A 14,475-nucleotide genomic window follows, 5' to 3' on the forward strand; every position below is an offset into this window, starting at 1 on the left:
GACACCGAACGCTGGCTCCGCGGCATGCGGCGCCTCCGCCGGCGCATCGACGAGGCCGCCAGCGGCTGAGCCGGAGCCGGCCGCTCACTCGTCCCCCGGGGTCCCGGGGTCTGCCCGCGGCGGGGGTGCGGGGTGGGGCGGGGATCAGCTCAAGCCGCTGTTGATGGCGCTCACCAGCTCGCCGTTGCTGGTGTCACCGCTGAACTCCCAGAAGAACGCGCCGCCCAGACCCTGGGTCTTGGCCCACGCCATCTTCGTCCCGATGGTGGCCGGGGTGTCGTAGGACCACCAGTTGCTGCCGCAGTGCGCGTACGCCGTGCCGGCGACGGTGCCGGTGGCCGGGCAGGACGTCTTGAGCACCTTGTAGTCCTCGATGCCCTGCTCGTACGTACCCGCCGCCGGGCCCGTGGCCGTGCCGCCCGGGGCGTCCTGGGTGACGCCGGTCCAGCCGCGGCCGTAGAAGCCGATGCCGATGAGCAGCTTGCTCGCGGGCACGCCCTTCGCCTTGTACTTGGCGATCGCGTCGGCCGTGGTGAAGCCGGCCTTCGGGATGCCGGTGTACGAGGTGAGCGGGGAGTGCGGGGCGGTCGGGCCCTGCGCGTCCCAGGCGCCGAAGAAGTCGTACGTCATCACGTTGTACCAGTCGACGTACTGGGCGGCCCCGGCGTAGTCGGCCGCGTCGACCTTGCCGCCGGAGGAGCCGTCAGCCGTGACGGCGGCCGTGACCAGGGCGCTGGAGCCGAACTTGGCGCGCAGCGCGGCCATCACGTTCTTGAAGGCCGCCGCCCCGCTGGTGTCGCAGCTCAGCCCGCAGGCGTTCGGGTACTCCCAGTCGATGTCGATGCCGTCGAACACGTCGGCCCAGCGCGGGTCCTTCACCAGGTCGTAGCAGGACTGCGCGAAGCCCGCCGGGTCCTTGGCCGCGTCGGGGAAGCCGCCGGACCAGGTCCAGCCGCCGAAGGACCACAGCACCTTGATGTTCGGGTACTTGGCCTTGAGCTCGCGCAGCTGGTTGAAGTTGCCGCGCAGCGGCTGGTCCCCCAGGTGTCGGCGACGCCGCTGACGGACTGGTCGGCGGTGAACGCCTTGTCGTAGTCGGCGTAGGAGTCGCCGATCGCGCACTTGCCGCCGGTGACGTTGCCGAAGGCGTAGTTGATGTGCGTGATCTTGGCTGCCGAGCCGGACGTCACCAGGTTCTTGACGTTGTAGTTGCGGCCGTAGATGCCCCACTCGGTGAAGTAGCCGAGCCTGACCTTGTTGCCGGAGGGCGGGGGAGTGGTCGTGCCGCCGGTGGTGTGCACGGCGACGGCGCCGCTGACCGGGCCGGTCTGGTCGGCGGTGTCGCGGGCCTGGACGGTGTAGGAGTAGTCGGTGCCGGCGGTCAGGCCGGTGTCCGTGTAGGACGTCGTGGTCACGGTCGCGACCGTCCTGCCGTCGCGCAGGACGTCGTAGTCCTTGACGCCCTTGTCGTCGGTGGCCGCGGCCCAGGAGAGCTTCACCGAGGCGTCGGTGATGCTCGACGCGGTCGGGGTACCGGGCGCCGAGGGCGGGTTGTCGCCGGGGACGGGCGTACTGCCGTCACAACCGGCGCCGTTGAGCTGGCAGTTGCTCGGGGATCCGGAGCCGGAGCCGTTGAAGCCGAAGGAGACGGAGGCGCCCGGGGCGAGGGTGCCGTTGTAGGACTTGTTCTTGGCGGTCCAGTGAGTGCCGGAGGACGTGACGTCCGCGTCCCAGGCCGAGGTGACGGACGTACCGGAGGGGAAGTCCCACTCGATCGTCCAGGAGTTGATGGTGGTGGTCCCGGTGTTCTTGACGGTCCACTTGCCTTCGAAGCCGGTGCCCCAGTCCTGGGTCTTGGTGTAGGTGGCGGTGGCGGTCGAGGCCTCTGCCGCGGCCTGGGCGTGGCCGGTGAGGCCGACCAGTCCGGCCAGCGGGAGCAACAGGGTCGCGAACCCTGCCGCGGCTCTGTGTCTGAAGCGCATGCTGCGCCTCCTTGTGGGGTTGTCGGGGGCATGACTGAGCCATCAGGCCCACAGTGCTGCGAGAGTAGAAAGGTCTGGACCTTAGGTCAATAGGTCTGGACCACTGCCCTTGTGGCTGGGCGGGATACCCAACTCCCGTGCGAGTACGGCCGCTTGGACCCGGCTGCGCAGCTCCAGCTTGCCCAGGAGACGGCTGACGTGCGTCTTCACCGTGGCCTCCGCCATGTCCAGGCGGGTGGCGATCTCCGCGTTGGACAGGCCCTCGCCGAGGCACGACAGCACCTCCCGCTCGCGGCGCGTGAGGCTGTCCAGGGCCGCCGGGGCGGCCCTCGTCTCCCGTACGGGCCTGGCGGCGAACTCGGCGATGAGGCGCCGGGTCACGGCCGGAGCGATCAGCCCCTCTCCGCGTGCCACAGTCCGCACCGCCGTGAGCAGATCTTTCGCGTCCGTGTTCTTGAGCAGGAACCCGGCGGCTCCGGCGCGCAGCGCCCCGAAGACGTACTCGTCGAGGTCGAAGGTGGTCAGCACGAGCACGTCGGCGAGGCCTTCGCCGACCACCTGCCGGGTGGCGGACACCCCGTCCAGCCGCGGCATCTGCACGTCCATCAGCACCAGATCCGGCCGCAGCTCCCGGGCCAGCGCCACCGCCTGCTCGCCGTCCGCCGCCTCGCCGACCACCTCGATGTCCGGTGCGCTGCGCAGGATGAGGACGAGGTCGGCGCGGAAGGCGGACTGGTCCTCGGCGACGAGGACACGGATCATGCCCGGTCTCCTTCGGTGAGGGGGAGGACGGCGCGGACGGTCCAGAACGCCCCGTCGGGCCCGGCGTCGAACGCGCCGCCCAGCAGCGCGGCCCGTTCCCGCATGCCGACAACTCCGGCGCCGGAGCCGGGGACGCGCGGGGCCTGCCGGTGCTCGTACGGGCTTCTCACCCGGACGTGCAGGGCGCCGTCGCGCTCGCCGACGAGGACGTGGACATGGCCCCGCGCGGCGTGCTTCAGGGCGTTGGTCAGCGACTCCTGCACGATCCGGTACGCGGCGAGCTCGACCGGGGCGGGGACGTCGCCGTGGTCGGTGACGAGGCAGACATCCAGGCCGTTGGCGCGGGCGCCGTCGACCAGGGCGCCGAGGTCGTCGAGGGTCGGGGTCGCGGTGGGGGCGCGGTCGGCGGCGCCCTCGCGCAGGATGCCGATCAGCCGGCGCATCTCGGCGAGCCCCTCGACGCTGTTCTCGCGGATGACGGCGAGAGCCTCCCGGGAGGTCTCCGGGTCGTCGAGGGAGAGCGCGGCGGTGGAGTGGAGGGAGATCGCGGACAGGTGGTTGGCGACCATGTCGTGCAACTTCCGTGCCACCCGGGCCCGCTCGGCGGTGACGGCCTGGGCGCGGTCCGTCTCGGCGAGCAGCGCGGTCTGTTCGGCGCGCAGCCGGGCGGCCTCGGCCACATCGCGGTGGTTGCGCACGACCCAGCCGGTGGCGGCGGGCGCGAGCGCGACCACACCGACCCCGACACCGATCAGCAGGGCCTGGGGGTCGCGCCACAGCGCGGCGGGCACCACCCCGCCAATCACGGTCAGCAGCCCGGTGACCCAGGGCAGGCGCCGGGCGGAGGCGGGGGTGCCGTACAGGACGGCCGCGTACATGAGGTCGGTGAACATCACGACGGTGACCACACTGCCCACGGTCACCGTGTCCGCGGCCAGCGCGGCCGTGCCGATCAGCGGGCCGCCTTCGGGCGGGTGCGGCGCAGCAGCTCGCAGCCCGCCGTCACGGCCAGTGGCACCAGCAGGGCCCAGTGGGCCGGCCACAGGACGAGGCTGTCCTCGGGGCGCCGGGGACTGAGCCCGAGGCCCCACAGCAGCAGCCCGCCGAGCAGGCCACCCGCCGCGATGCGCACGTCGTCGCGGTGCGGGCGGGGGAGTCGTACGGCCATGCCCCCATCCAACACGGCGCACCGGCCCGCCACATGCTCCCCGGGACGGGTCCCGAACTGCCTCTTTCGATGTACGGCGACTACGGCGACTTCGTCATCAGCGACGACGATGCGCGCGCCCCGGGAGGCGAGCCTGGAGAGGAGACCGAGGGGAGCGAGCCGTGATCGTAGGACTGGTCGTCGCGTGCGAGGTCGGCTTCTGGGTGCTGCTGGCGGCGGGACTGGCCGTCCGGTACCTGCTGAAGTGGCGCCGCACGAGCGTGGCACTGCTGCTGTGCGAGCCGTTACTGGAGGTGGTCCTGTTCGTGGCGACGGCGATCGACCTGAAGAACAGCGCCGACCCGGGCTGGGAGCACGGCCTGCCGGCCCTGTACATCGGCTTCACCGTGGCCTGTGGCCACTCCACGATCCGGTGGCTGGACGGCCATGCGGCCCACCGCCTCGCGGGCGCGCCGAAGCCGGCCGGACCGCCCCGCCAGGGCCTGGCGCGCGCCCGCCACGAGGGCCGCCTGTGGCTGCGCACCCTCCTCGCGGCCGCGGTCGCCTGCGCCCTGCTCCAGGCCGCGATCCGGTATGTCGACGGCGCCGGCGACACCTCCTCGCTCCGGTCGTTCCAGTGGACGGCGCTGCGGGCCGCCGGGATCCACGGCCTGGTCGCGCTGACGTATCTGCTGTGGCCCAAGAAGGCCCCGGCCGGCGCTGCCGACCGATCGGAGGAGAGTCGTACCCTGACCAGGCGGTGACCGGGGACGCGAGGAGGGGCGCATGAGCGAAGCGGGAGCGGTGCTGGTCGTGGACGACGACGCGGCCATCCGGCGCTCGCTGGAGCGCGGGCTGCGGCTGAGCGGCTTCGCGGTCCGCACCGCAGACAGCGGGTCCGAGGCGCTCACCGCGATCCAAAACGCCCCGCCGGACGTGCTCGTCCTCGATGTGTCGATGCCCGGCATGAGCGGCATCGAGGTGTGCACACGCCTCCGCGACGACGGCCAGGACCTGCCCGTCCTCATGCTCTCCGCGCTCGACGAGACCGCCGACCGCATCGCCGGGCTCCAGGCGGGCGGCGACGACTACCTGGTGAAGCCGTTCGCCCTGCAGGAGCTCGTGCTGCGGCTGCGCGCGCTGCTGCGCCGCAGGCCGCCCGCCGGCCGGGAGGTGCTGCGCGTGGCGGACCTGGTCGTCGACCCGGCGGCCCGCACCGCCCACCGGGACGGCAGACAGCTGGAGTTGACCCGGCGCGAGTTCGAGCTCCTCGAAGTGCTCGCCCGCAACGCGGGGCTCGTGCTCACCCGGGACCAGCTCCTGGAGCGCGTGTGGGGCTACGACTTCGACGTGCGCACCGACGCCGTCGACACGTTTGTCAGCTATCTACGCCGCAAGCTGGAGGCGGACGGCGGCTCACGCCTGGTCCACACCGTGCGCGGGGTGGGCTTCGTCCTGCGGGACGCGCCGTGAGACTCTCCGCCCGCATCGGCCTCGCGGTGGGGTGCACCGTGCCGCTCCTCGTCCTGGCCTGCGGTTGGCTGCTGCTGCACCTGGTCGCCCGCGATCTGCACCGCGAGGAGGACGACCACCTGCGGCAGCGGGCCGCGGCCGTGGTCCCGGACGCCCGCGCCCTGCTCCGGGCCAGTGCCGCCGACCGGCCCAGGGCGGCCGACACCCGGGAGCGCCGGCTCTACAGCGCGGCGCTCGACGTCGGCATCCGCGTGGCCGGCCCGGCGGCCACCTTCAGCGGCGGCCCGCAGCCCGCACCCTCGGTCCCGCTGCCGGACCGGGCCGCCGGGCCGGTCACGGTCCGGGACGACGACGGCAGCAGCTGGCGGGCGCTGCGCGTCCCGGTCCGAGGCACCCGCGTCTCGGGCACCCTGTGGGTCTTCTCGCCCGACACCGCGGACCAGGCCCAGGTGAAGCTCGTACGGCGGCGGGTCTTGATGACCGCGCTGCTCGCCGCACCCCTGTCCGGCCTGCTCGCCTGGGGCCTCGCCACCGGCGCGAGCGCCCCCCTGCGCCGCCTCACCCGGCGCACCGCCGGACTCGATCCGCGCACCAGCACCGCCCGGCTGCACCAGGAACCGACCGGAGTGACCGAGGTCGACGAACTGGCCACGACCCTGCAGACGGTCCTCGCACGCTACGACGAACAGGCCGCGCGCACCGCCGAGGCACTGGACACCGCTCGCTCCTTCTCGGCGGCCGCCTCGCACGAACTGCGCACCCCGCTGATGAGCATGGGCACCAACCTCGACATCCTCGCCGCCCACCCCGACCTGCCGGAACCCGACCGCACGGAGGTCCTGGCCGACCTGCGCCGCGAGCACGGGCGCCTGCTCGGCCTGCTGGTGATGCTGCGCGAACTGGGCCGCGGGGACCTGGTGGAGGCGGAGGCCTTCCAGGCACTGGACGTGACAGAAGCCGCCGATGCGGCGGTGGCCGAGGCCCGCCGCCGTGCCCCGGACGCCCGGATCACCCTGGACGCGGCTCCCGGGCTCGGCGTGCACGGCTGGGAGCCCGGCCTGCGGCTGCTGCTCGACAACCTGCTCGCCAACGCGCTGGCGCACGGCCGGGACCCGCAGGGGCGGGCGACGGTGACGGTCGGGGTGCGTCCGGCCGGCGATCAGGTCGTGATCACGGTGGACGACCGCGGACCGGGCGTGCCGGCCGAGGCCCGCGGCCGGATCTTCGAGCGCTTCCAGCGCGGGCCGGACAGCTCTGGTTCCGGTCTCGGCCTCACCCTGGTCGCCCAGCAGGCGGCCCTGCACCGGGGCAGCGTCACCGTGACGGACGGGCCGGGCGGCGTCGGGGCGCGTTTCGAGGTGCGGCTGCCACAGGCCGGCGGGGCGCTGCCCGACCGGCGGAACTGGCTCATCGGCACAGCCGGGACAAACCGGTCACAGAGTTCCCACAAAGACGGTTCCTAGCCTCCGTCGCGTCGGACGGACGACGAGACCGTCCGGGAACGGAGGAAGCGAAGATGTACGTACGACGGCGACGGCGCACGCTGCTCGTGGGGCTGGCCGCGGCCGCCATGCTCGCAGGCGGCACCGGAGCGGCGGCGGCCGACAGCACTCCCGCGGCCGCGCCCACCGGCGACGGCGCCAGGGCGCTGTGCAAGCGGGTGCCGAAGATCGACCGCAGGATCGACCGGGCGCTGAAGCGACTGGAGGCCGGCGCCGACCGGCGCGGCTCGATCGCCCGGCTGCAACAGCGCGTGGACAACGCAGAGAAGGCGGGCCACGCCGAGATCGCCACCTACCTCAAGGACCGGCTGGCCTTCCGCAAGTCGCTGGTGACGACGCTCAAGCAGCGGCAGAAGGACCTGGCCGGCGTCCGGACGTGGTGCAAGGACAACGACAACGGCGCGGGGGAGAGCTGATGCGCGGGCTGCGCGCCATGGCAGTGGCGGTGGCCCTCGTCGCGGGGCTCGCCGCGGGCTGCGCGCGGGACGACGGCTCGGCCGGTACGGCTCCGTCGTCGTCCGCGACTCCCTCCGGGCTCACACAGATGCAGAAGAAGGTGGCCGCCGCCGAGTCCGCGCTCGCCCAGGCGGACCGGGACGCCGCCCAGGACGCGGACCGCTGAGTGGGGCAGCGCCGGGCGGGGAGAAACGGTCAGCGCTCTCCGCCCGGTACCCACAGGACGTCGCCCATGTTCTTGTTGGCCGTCCGGGCCGGGATGCTGCGTTTTCCGGGGGACAACCCCCGGACCCCCGGCCGGGGGCGTTTCATGCGCGTTCGCCGCCCGGTACCCACAGGAGGTCGCCCACGTTCTTGTTGGCCGTCCGGGCCGGGACGCCGCTCAGGACGCGGACCGCTGAGTGGGGCAGCGCCGGGCGGGGAGAAACGGTCAGCGCTCTCCGCCCGGTACCCACAGGACGTCGCCCATGTTCTTGTTGGCCGTCCGGGCCAGGATGAACAGCAGGTCCGACAGCCGGTTGAGGTAGGTGGCCGTGAGCGGGTTCATCGTCTCGCCGTGCACCTCCAGGGCGGCCCACGTCGACCGCTCGGCCCGGCGGACCACCGTGCACGCCTGGTGCAGCAGCGCGGCACCCGGCGTACCTCCCGGGAGAATGAAGGAGCGCAGCTTCTCCAGCTTCTCGTTGAAGCGGTCGCAGTCCGCCTCCAGGCGGTCGATGTAGAACTGCTCGACGCGCAGCGGCGGGAACTGCGGGTTCTCCACCACCGGCGTCGACAGGTCCGCACCCACGTCGAACAGGTCGTTCTGCACGCGGGTGAGGACCTTGACGATCTCCTCCTCGAGGCCGCCCAGCGCGATCGCCGTGCCGATCACCGCGTTCGCCTCGTTGGCGTCGGCGTACGCGGCGATGCGCAGGTCGGTCTTGGTGACCCGGCTCATGTCGCCGAGGGCAGTCGTGCCCTGGTCGCCGGTCCTCGTGTAGATGCGCGTCAGATTGACCATGCGGCCAGCCTAGTTACGCTCCGGACGTCCGGAAGACCCGTGTGCCCACCGTCACGGCCAGCGCGGTGAAGCCGAGGGCCACCAGCACGCCGTAGAGCATGTGCGCCGTCGTGTACGAGCCGACGTACGCGTCCCGCACCGCGTCCACCAGATAGCGGAACGGGACGAAGTGGGAGAGCACGTTCAGCCAGGTGGGCGCCAGGGTCATCGGGAGCATCAGGCCGGACAGGAGCATGGACGGCATCGTCAGCGCGTTGACCGCCGGGCCAACTCCTGCGGGGTGCGGACCTTCATCGCCAGCGCATACGACAGCGAGCCCAGCGAGACCGTGAGCAGCGCGACGAACGCGAAACCGATCAGGATGCCGGCCAGCGGCGCCCGCAGGCCCATCGCCACCGCCGCCAGTACCAGCAGCACCGCCTGGAAGACGAAGACCGTGGCGTCGCGCAGCACGCGGCCGAGCAGCAGGGCGAGGCGGCTCACGGGCGTCACCCGCATGCGCTCCACCACCCCCTAACTGTTCTCGATGATGATCGTGAAGCCCGCAAAGGCGGCTCCGAACAGGCCGAGCTGGAGCAGCAGCCCGGGGACCAGGACCTGCCAGGAGCTGCCCCGCGCGCCGAGCGGCAGGTGCGTCAGCAGCGGGCCGAAGAACAGCAGGTACAGCAGCGGCATCGGCACACCGAAGAGCAGCGCGAAGCGGGAGCGCAGCGACTGGCGGATGTAGCGGCCGTAGAGGAGTGCGGTGTCGTGGAGGAGCATCTCTTCGTCTTCGTCCGGTTTCCTATACGGCTACGGGGGCGGCGTCGGCCGGGGCGGGGCCGCGGCCGGTGATGGCGAGGAACGTGTCCTGGAGGGAGGCGTCGATCGAGCCGCCGTAGCGGAGCTTGAGCGCGCTCGGGGTGCCCTCCGCGACGACCACGCCCTTGTCCACGACCACCAGCCGGTCGGAGAGGGCGTCGGCTTCGTCGAGGTAGTGGGTGGTCAGGAAGACCGTCGTGCCGTGCTCGTCGCGCAGGCGGCGGATCAGGTCCCAGAGGTCCGCGCGGCTGCCGGGGTCCAGGCCCGTCGTCGGCTCGTCGAGGAACAGGACCTTCGGGCGGTGGGTGAGGGCCATCGCGATGTCCAGGCGGCGTCGCTGGCCGCCGGAGAGCGCGGAGGTCTTGCGGTCGAGCAGTTCGGTCAGGTCCAGGTTTGGAGCACGGCTTCGGGACGGTGACGATCGCGGACGTCGCGGAGGCCGCCGACGTCTCCGTGAACACCGTCTACAACTACTTTCCGGCCAAGGAGGACCTCTTCTTCGACCGCTCCGCCGGGGTCGTCGACCGGCTGGCGCGCTGGGTGCGCGGCCGGGACGCGGGGGAGTGGGCCGCGCGGGCCGTGCTGCGCGAACTGCGCGAGGAGGTCGAGGCGGTCTCGCCGCGGGTCGGCCTGATGGAGGGCTACGACCGCTTCATGCGCGTCATCCACGAGGCGCCGGCCCTCCGCTCCCGGCTGTGGAGCATGCAGCAGGAGATCCACGACAATCTCGAGGCGGCCCTGCGCGAGGAGACGGGCGCGGCCGCGGACGACCCGCTGCCGGGTCTGATCGCGGGGCAGATCTGCTGGATCCACCAGACGGTCTTCGTCACCATCGGCCGCCGGATGATCGCCGGGCACAAACCGGCCGAAGTGTCACGAGAGGTACTCACGCTCCTCGACGACATAGAGGAGCTGTTGAGTGAAAAGGTACTCAACTACGCCGTCCGAGGCGCGGACTGACACTTGCCGGTGTGATGTCCGTCAATTGAGACGTGACGCGCATTACTTACCGGTCACACAGCCCCTCACGAGCGCTAGTGTCCGCCGAGAGGCTCCCCCGAACTCTCGGCTTCGCTCGAGCAGGGGGACCCCCGCGTAAACAGTACGCAATCGCTCGTGCAGTCGTTCAAAGGGGAGTCGGAGTGGCACGGAAGCTCGCCGTCATCGGGGCCGGTCTCATGGGGTCCGGCATCGCCCAGGTCTCCGCGCAGGCGGGCTGGGACGTCGTCCTGCGTGACGTCACCGACGAGGCACTCACGCGTGGCACCGACGGCATCAAGGCCTCGTACGACAAGTTCGTCAGCAAGGGCAAGCTGGAGGCGCACGACGCCGACGCCGCGCTCGCCCGCATCACCGCGACCACCGACCTGGACGCCGCCTGCGACGCCGACGTCGTCGTAGAGGCCGTCTTCGAGAAGCTCGACGTCAAGCACGAGATCTTCCGTACCCTCGACAAGCTCGTGCGCGAGGACGCCGTGCTCGCCTCCAACACCTCCGCCATCCCGATCACCAAGATCGCGGCCGCGACGGAGCGCCCGGAGCGCGTCGTGGGCACGCACTTCTTCTCGCCGGTCCCGATGATGCAGCTGTGCGAGCTCGTACGCGGCCACAAGACCAGCGACGAAACCCTCGCCAGGGCACGGGAGTTCGCCGAGTCCGTCGGCAAGACCTGCATCGTCGTCAACCGGGACGTCGCCGGCTTCGTGACGACCCGCCTCATCTCGGCCCTCGTCGTCGAGGCGACGAAGCTGTACGAGTCGGGCGTCGCCACCGCCGAGGACATCGACCTCGCCTGCAAGCTGGGCTTCGGCCACGCCATGGGCCCGCTCGCCACGGCGGACCTGACCGGCGTCGACATCCTTCTGCACGCCACGAGCAACATCTACACCGAAACCCAGGACGAGAAGTTCGCTCCGCCGGAGCTGATGCGCCGGATGGTTGACGCCGGTGACATCGGCCGGAAGAGCGGGCAGGGCTTCTACAAGCACTGAAACCGCACACGCCCCACTGACATCACCCTTCGGGGTGAATTCGGTATCGGTTCGCTTACAAGCAGCAACCGCGCTGCCACTCCAGCAGTCAGACGTTGCACAGCCACCGTCATGGAGCACGCCACCGCACTCACGGGGAGCGCATATGCACATCAGGGGCGACCACGCCGAGCTGGTCGTCGGGGGCCGCCTCGACGTCCGCAGCGCGGCGGACGCCCGTACGGTCCTGCACTCGGCCGTCGACAACGGTGTCGGCGACCTCGTGCTCGACCTGTCCGAACTCGACTCCTGGGACGCCACCGGACTCGGCGTCATCATGGGTGCCCACCGGCGAGCCGGCCGCTGCGGCCGGCGGCTGGTGCTGCGCGGCGTGCCGCCGCAGATGCAGCGCCTGCTGGTGGCCACCCGGCTGCACCGGATCCTGGCCATCGAGGGCGGCATCGGGGTGGAGTCCCTGCCCCGCGTGTGAGCCCTGGCGCGGATGCCCCTGGGTGCGCTCCGTACGGGTGTGAACCGGGCGACGGGGGAGACCCGGGCCCACATCCCCGAAACGTACGTCGCGTGCAATCCTCACGAGACCGTGACGTCTCGGACGGGGCGGTACCCCGGGCTGTCGTAGATACTGTGCGAAGGTTTAGGGTTCGGTCGCCCGCTGGCATGCAACCCTCGAGCGGGCCCGGACCAGAAGCGACAGCGCGGTGTGCGGCAAGGCCGGGAGGGGCTGGAAGAGCACACGACGCTTTTGGGGGGCTTGGAACCTATGGACTCGAACACCCGGGGACCCGAGGGCATGGGCCATGATGGCGACGGCAACGCGCCGCGCCAGCGCCCGCCCAGGGAATCCCTTTCACCCGACTTCGGACAGCACGCGCCCGCACTGGCCCGCACGGTGCAGCTTGTCACGGGCGACTTCCTGCTCACCGTCAACCCCGTCGACGGCAGCGAAATAGAGGCCTGCCCGCCCGGTGAGCGCCCCGGCCGGCCGCAGAAGTACACGGCTGCCGAGCGCGCCGAGACCGACCGCGCGGCCAAACCGCCCGTCCCGCCCGGCCCGGCACAGCCCGCGCTGCCGCTCCTCGAGCGCCAGGACGAACGCGAGCGGCTGGTACGGCTCCTGGCCCGCGGCCGCTCCGTGCGCCTCACCGGTCCCGCGGGCTCCGGCCGCACCAGTCTCCTCGACCTGGTCGCCGACGACTGCGCGGACCTCGCCCCGGACGGTGTCGTCCGCCTCACCGGCTACCGCCGCACGGCGACCGACCTGCTCCACGACCTCTTCTACGCCGTCTACAACGCGCCCCTGCACCGGCCGGACCGGGACGAACTGCTCGACCTGGTCCGCGAGATCGGCGCGGTCGTCGTCCTCGACGACATCGAGTTCGGCGGCAGCGCGCTCGACGAACTGCTCGACGCCACCCCTGAGTGCGCCTTCCTGATCAGCGCCACCCCCGACGTGCCCGCGCCGTCCGCCGACTCGGCCATCGAGGAGGTCTTCCTCAGCGGCCTGGACCGCGCCGGCGGCGTCGAACTGCTGGAGCGCACCGTCGGTCGCGTGCTCACCGAGGAGGAGGCCAACTGGGCCGGCGACCTCTGGTTCGAGTCCGAGGGCCTGCCCCTGCGCTTCGTCCAGGCCGGCGCCCTGCTGCGCCAGCGCGACCAGCTGCGCGCCAGCGTCAACGCCGTCGACGAGTTCGGCGTCTTCGAGGACGCGCCGCCCTCCGACGCACCCCTCGACACCGGCGACGGCGACGACGTACCCCTGCCCTCGCTCGGCGAGGCGGCCGCGCCTGCCCCGCTGCTCGCCTCCCGGCTGAGCGCCTCGGCCCGCGCCACCCTGCGGTTCGCCGTCGCGCTCGGCGGCGAGGTGCCGCACCAGGCGCACCTGCCCGCGCTGGTCGGCGACACCCACGCGGACGCCGCGCTCGGCGAGCTGGCGAGCTGCGGCCTGGTCTCCCCGGTCGGCTCCCGCTACCGGCTCGCCGCCGGGGTGCTGACCCAGCTGGAGGCCGCCGGATACGCCGACGACGTCGAGACGCAGGCCCTCACCGCCGCCCAGCACTACGCCTGGTGGGCCGGGCACCCCTCGGTCACGCCCGAGCGGGTGTGCGCCGAGGCGGACGCCGTGCTCGCCGCGCTGAGCGTCCTGGTGCCCATGACGCCTCCGGGCGAGGGCGAGCAGAGCACGGCCGTGCAGCTCGCCCGCACGGCCGCGCCCGCGTTCGCCGCCGGGCTGCACTGGAGCGCCTGGGAGCGCGCGCTGCGCTCCGGCGCCGAGGCCTCCCGGCTCGCCGGTGAGGTTGCCGAACAGGCCTACTTCCACCACGAGTTGGGCATCCTCGCGCTCTGCGGCGGCCGGCTCGACCGGGCCCGTGCCGAGCTGGAGGCCTCCATCGGCCTGCGCGGCGCGCTCGCCGACAAGCGCGGCACCGTGGCCGGACGCCGGGCGCTCGCCCTGGTCGCCGACCGTTCCGGCACGACGCCGGGCGTCGGCGCGACCGCGGGCGAGGAGGTGCCCGACGCGCGCACCGAGGAGTCGGCGTCGCCTCCCGGCGGGGTCCCCGCGGCCTTCCTGCCGCTCCAGCCGCCCGGCGGCGACACCTCGACGCTGGTCACGTACCAGTCCTCGGCCGCGGGCTCGCCGTCCTCGCCCTCCTCGGCGGCCCCGTCGAAGCACCGGGTCGGCCTCAAGGGCCTCGCCCGGCGCAACCTCGTGGCGGCCGGCGCGGGCGCCCTGCTCGCGGCCGTCCTCGGCACGGTGGTGACGCTCGGCGCCACCTCCCACAACGACGCCAACAACCCCTCCGACGAGGTCAGCGTCAATCCGTCCGCCAGCCAGGGAACGGACGACGGCAGCCTGGGCGCCGACACACCGAAGAAGGGCGACAACGGCAACGGCGACACCGGCACGGCCACCAGCCGCCCGACGGATCCGGGCCCCGACGGCACGTACGGCACGTCCGACGACCCGACACCGCCGGCGGACACGACCCGGCCTTCGGACGAACCGAGCGGCACGAAGGGGTCGGGGGGTGGCGGCGGTTCGTCGAGCAAGCCGTCGAAGTCGCCGTCCAAGCCTCCGACGTCGTCGAAGCCACCCACGTCCAAGCCGCCGACGTCCACCCCGCCGACCTCGAATCCGCCGACGTCCACCCCGCCGACGACGTCCGCGCCGCCGTCGTCGGGCCCTCCGTCGACCCCGTCGACCTCCGACTCGGCCAGCGGCCCGGCTTCGTCCAGCGCCCCGGCGGCGTCCAGCAGTTCGGCGAGCGCCCCGACGAGCGGCGGCGCGGGGAGCCCGAGCAGCTCGGGCGCCGAGATCTGAAGTCCCCGGGAACAACAGAAGGGCCACGTCCGTGATCGG

At 72.5% G+C, this 14,475-nt stretch carries 11 protein-coding genes and 4 pseudogenes; 9 read left to right on the forward strand and 6 right to left on the reverse strand.

The genetic code is table 11. The features are described from left to right. Positions 1–144: 144 nt before the first annotated feature. From ABZV31_RS31755 to ABZV31_RS31765, 3 genes and pseudogenes are all read right to left on the reverse strand, one after another. Positions 145–1,982 (reverse strand): annotated as a pseudogene (locus ABZV31_RS31755) (glycoside hydrolase family 18 chitinase). 81 nt (positions 1,983–2,063) lie between these two features. Beyond that, positions 2,064–2,744, reverse strand: a complete 681-nt coding sequence (locus ABZV31_RS31760) for a response regulator transcription factor (protein ID WP_355900342.1) — start codon at positions 2,742–2,744, stop codon at positions 2,064–2,066. After that, positions 2,741–3,912, reverse strand: a pseudogene (locus ABZV31_RS31765) (histidine kinase). The gene ABZV31_RS31760 and the pseudogene ABZV31_RS31765 overlap by 4 nt, the downstream one beginning before the upstream one ends. Positions 3,913–4,073: 161 nt before the next feature. Between ABZV31_RS31765 and ABZV31_RS31770 the strand changes: the two are divergent. The 5 genes from ABZV31_RS31770 to ABZV31_RS31790 are packed head-to-tail and all read left to right on the forward strand — an operon-like array spanning position 4,074 to position 7,488. Next, positions 4,074–4,655: a hypothetical protein gene (locus ABZV31_RS31770; protein WP_355900343.1), complete on the forward strand. Its 582-nt coding sequence runs from the start codon at positions 4,074–4,076 to the stop codon at positions 4,653–4,655. Between the two features lie 22 nt (positions 4,656–4,677). Continuing rightward, complete coding sequence (locus ABZV31_RS31775) at positions 4,678–5,364, forward strand: response regulator transcription factor (protein ID WP_355900344.1); 687 nt, start codon at positions 4,678–4,680, stop codon at positions 5,362–5,364. Next, positions 5,361–6,827: a HAMP domain-containing sensor histidine kinase gene (locus tag ABZV31_RS31780; protein ID WP_355900345.1), complete on the forward strand. Its 1,467-nt coding sequence runs from the start codon at positions 5,361–5,363 to the stop codon at positions 6,825–6,827. The genes ABZV31_RS31775 and ABZV31_RS31780 overlap by 4 nt, the downstream gene beginning before the upstream one ends. A gap of 53 nt (positions 6,828–6,880) precedes the next feature. Further along, a complete protein-coding gene (locus ABZV31_RS31785) occupies positions 6,881–7,282 on the forward strand; it encodes a hypothetical protein (RefSeq protein ID WP_355900346.1) in 402 nt (133 codons plus the stop codon). Continuing rightward, positions 7,282–7,488 (forward strand): hypothetical protein, encoded by a 207-nt coding sequence (locus ABZV31_RS31790; RefSeq protein ID WP_355900347.1) that lies wholly within the window; start codon positions 7,282–7,284, stop codon positions 7,486–7,488. The genes ABZV31_RS31785 and ABZV31_RS31790 overlap by 1 nt, the downstream gene beginning before the upstream one ends. A gap of 264 nt (positions 7,489–7,752) precedes the next feature. Here the strand turns inward: ABZV31_RS31790 and ABZV31_RS31795 are convergent, their stop codons facing one another. From ABZV31_RS31795 to ABZV31_RS31805, 3 genes and pseudogenes are all read right to left on the reverse strand, one after another. Continuing rightward, a complete protein-coding gene (locus ABZV31_RS31795; protein ID WP_355900348.1) occupies positions 7,753–8,325 on the reverse strand; it encodes a cob(I)yrinic acid a,c-diamide adenosyltransferase in 573 nt (190 codons plus the stop codon). A gap of 13 nt (positions 8,326–8,338) precedes the next feature. After that, positions 8,339–9,087: pseudogene (locus ABZV31_RS31800) on the reverse strand (ABC transporter permease). Positions 9,088–9,109: 22 nt separating this feature from the next. Beyond that, positions 9,110–9,520, reverse strand: a pseudogene (locus ABZV31_RS31805) (ATP-binding cassette domain-containing protein); the annotation flags it as partial. Here ABZV31_RS31805 and ABZV31_RS31810 point away from each other — a divergent pair. From ABZV31_RS31810 to ABZV31_RS31825, 4 genes are all read left to right on the forward strand, one after another. After that, positions 9,520–10,086 (forward strand): TetR/AcrR family transcriptional regulator, encoded by a 567-nt coding sequence (locus ABZV31_RS31810; RefSeq protein WP_355900349.1) that lies wholly within the window; start codon positions 9,520–9,522, stop codon positions 10,084–10,086. The pseudogene ABZV31_RS31805 and the gene ABZV31_RS31810 sit on opposite strands and share 1 nt — an antisense overlap. 182 nt (positions 10,087–10,268) lie before the next feature. Further along, positions 10,269–11,117: a 3-hydroxyacyl-CoA dehydrogenase family protein gene (locus ABZV31_RS31815; RefSeq protein WP_355900350.1), complete on the forward strand. Its 849-nt coding sequence runs from the start codon at positions 10,269–10,271 to the stop codon at positions 11,115–11,117. Between the two features lie 145 nt (positions 11,118–11,262). Then, positions 11,263–11,586 (forward strand): STAS domain-containing protein, encoded by a 324-nt coding sequence (locus ABZV31_RS31820; RefSeq protein ID WP_355900351.1) that lies wholly within the window; start codon positions 11,263–11,265, stop codon positions 11,584–11,586. A 291-nt stretch (positions 11,587–11,877) separates the two neighbouring features. Continuing rightward, on the forward strand, positions 11,878–14,436 hold the full coding sequence (locus ABZV31_RS31825; protein ID WP_355900352.1) for an ATP-binding protein: 2,559 nt from the start codon (positions 11,878–11,880) through the stop codon (positions 14,434–14,436). Positions 14,437–14,475 lie beyond the last annotated feature (39 nt).

Source organism: Streptomyces sp. NPDC005202 (genome assembly GCF_040608235.1).
Classification (GTDB): Bacteria; Actinomycetota; Actinomycetes; order Streptomycetales; family Streptomycetaceae; genus Streptomyces.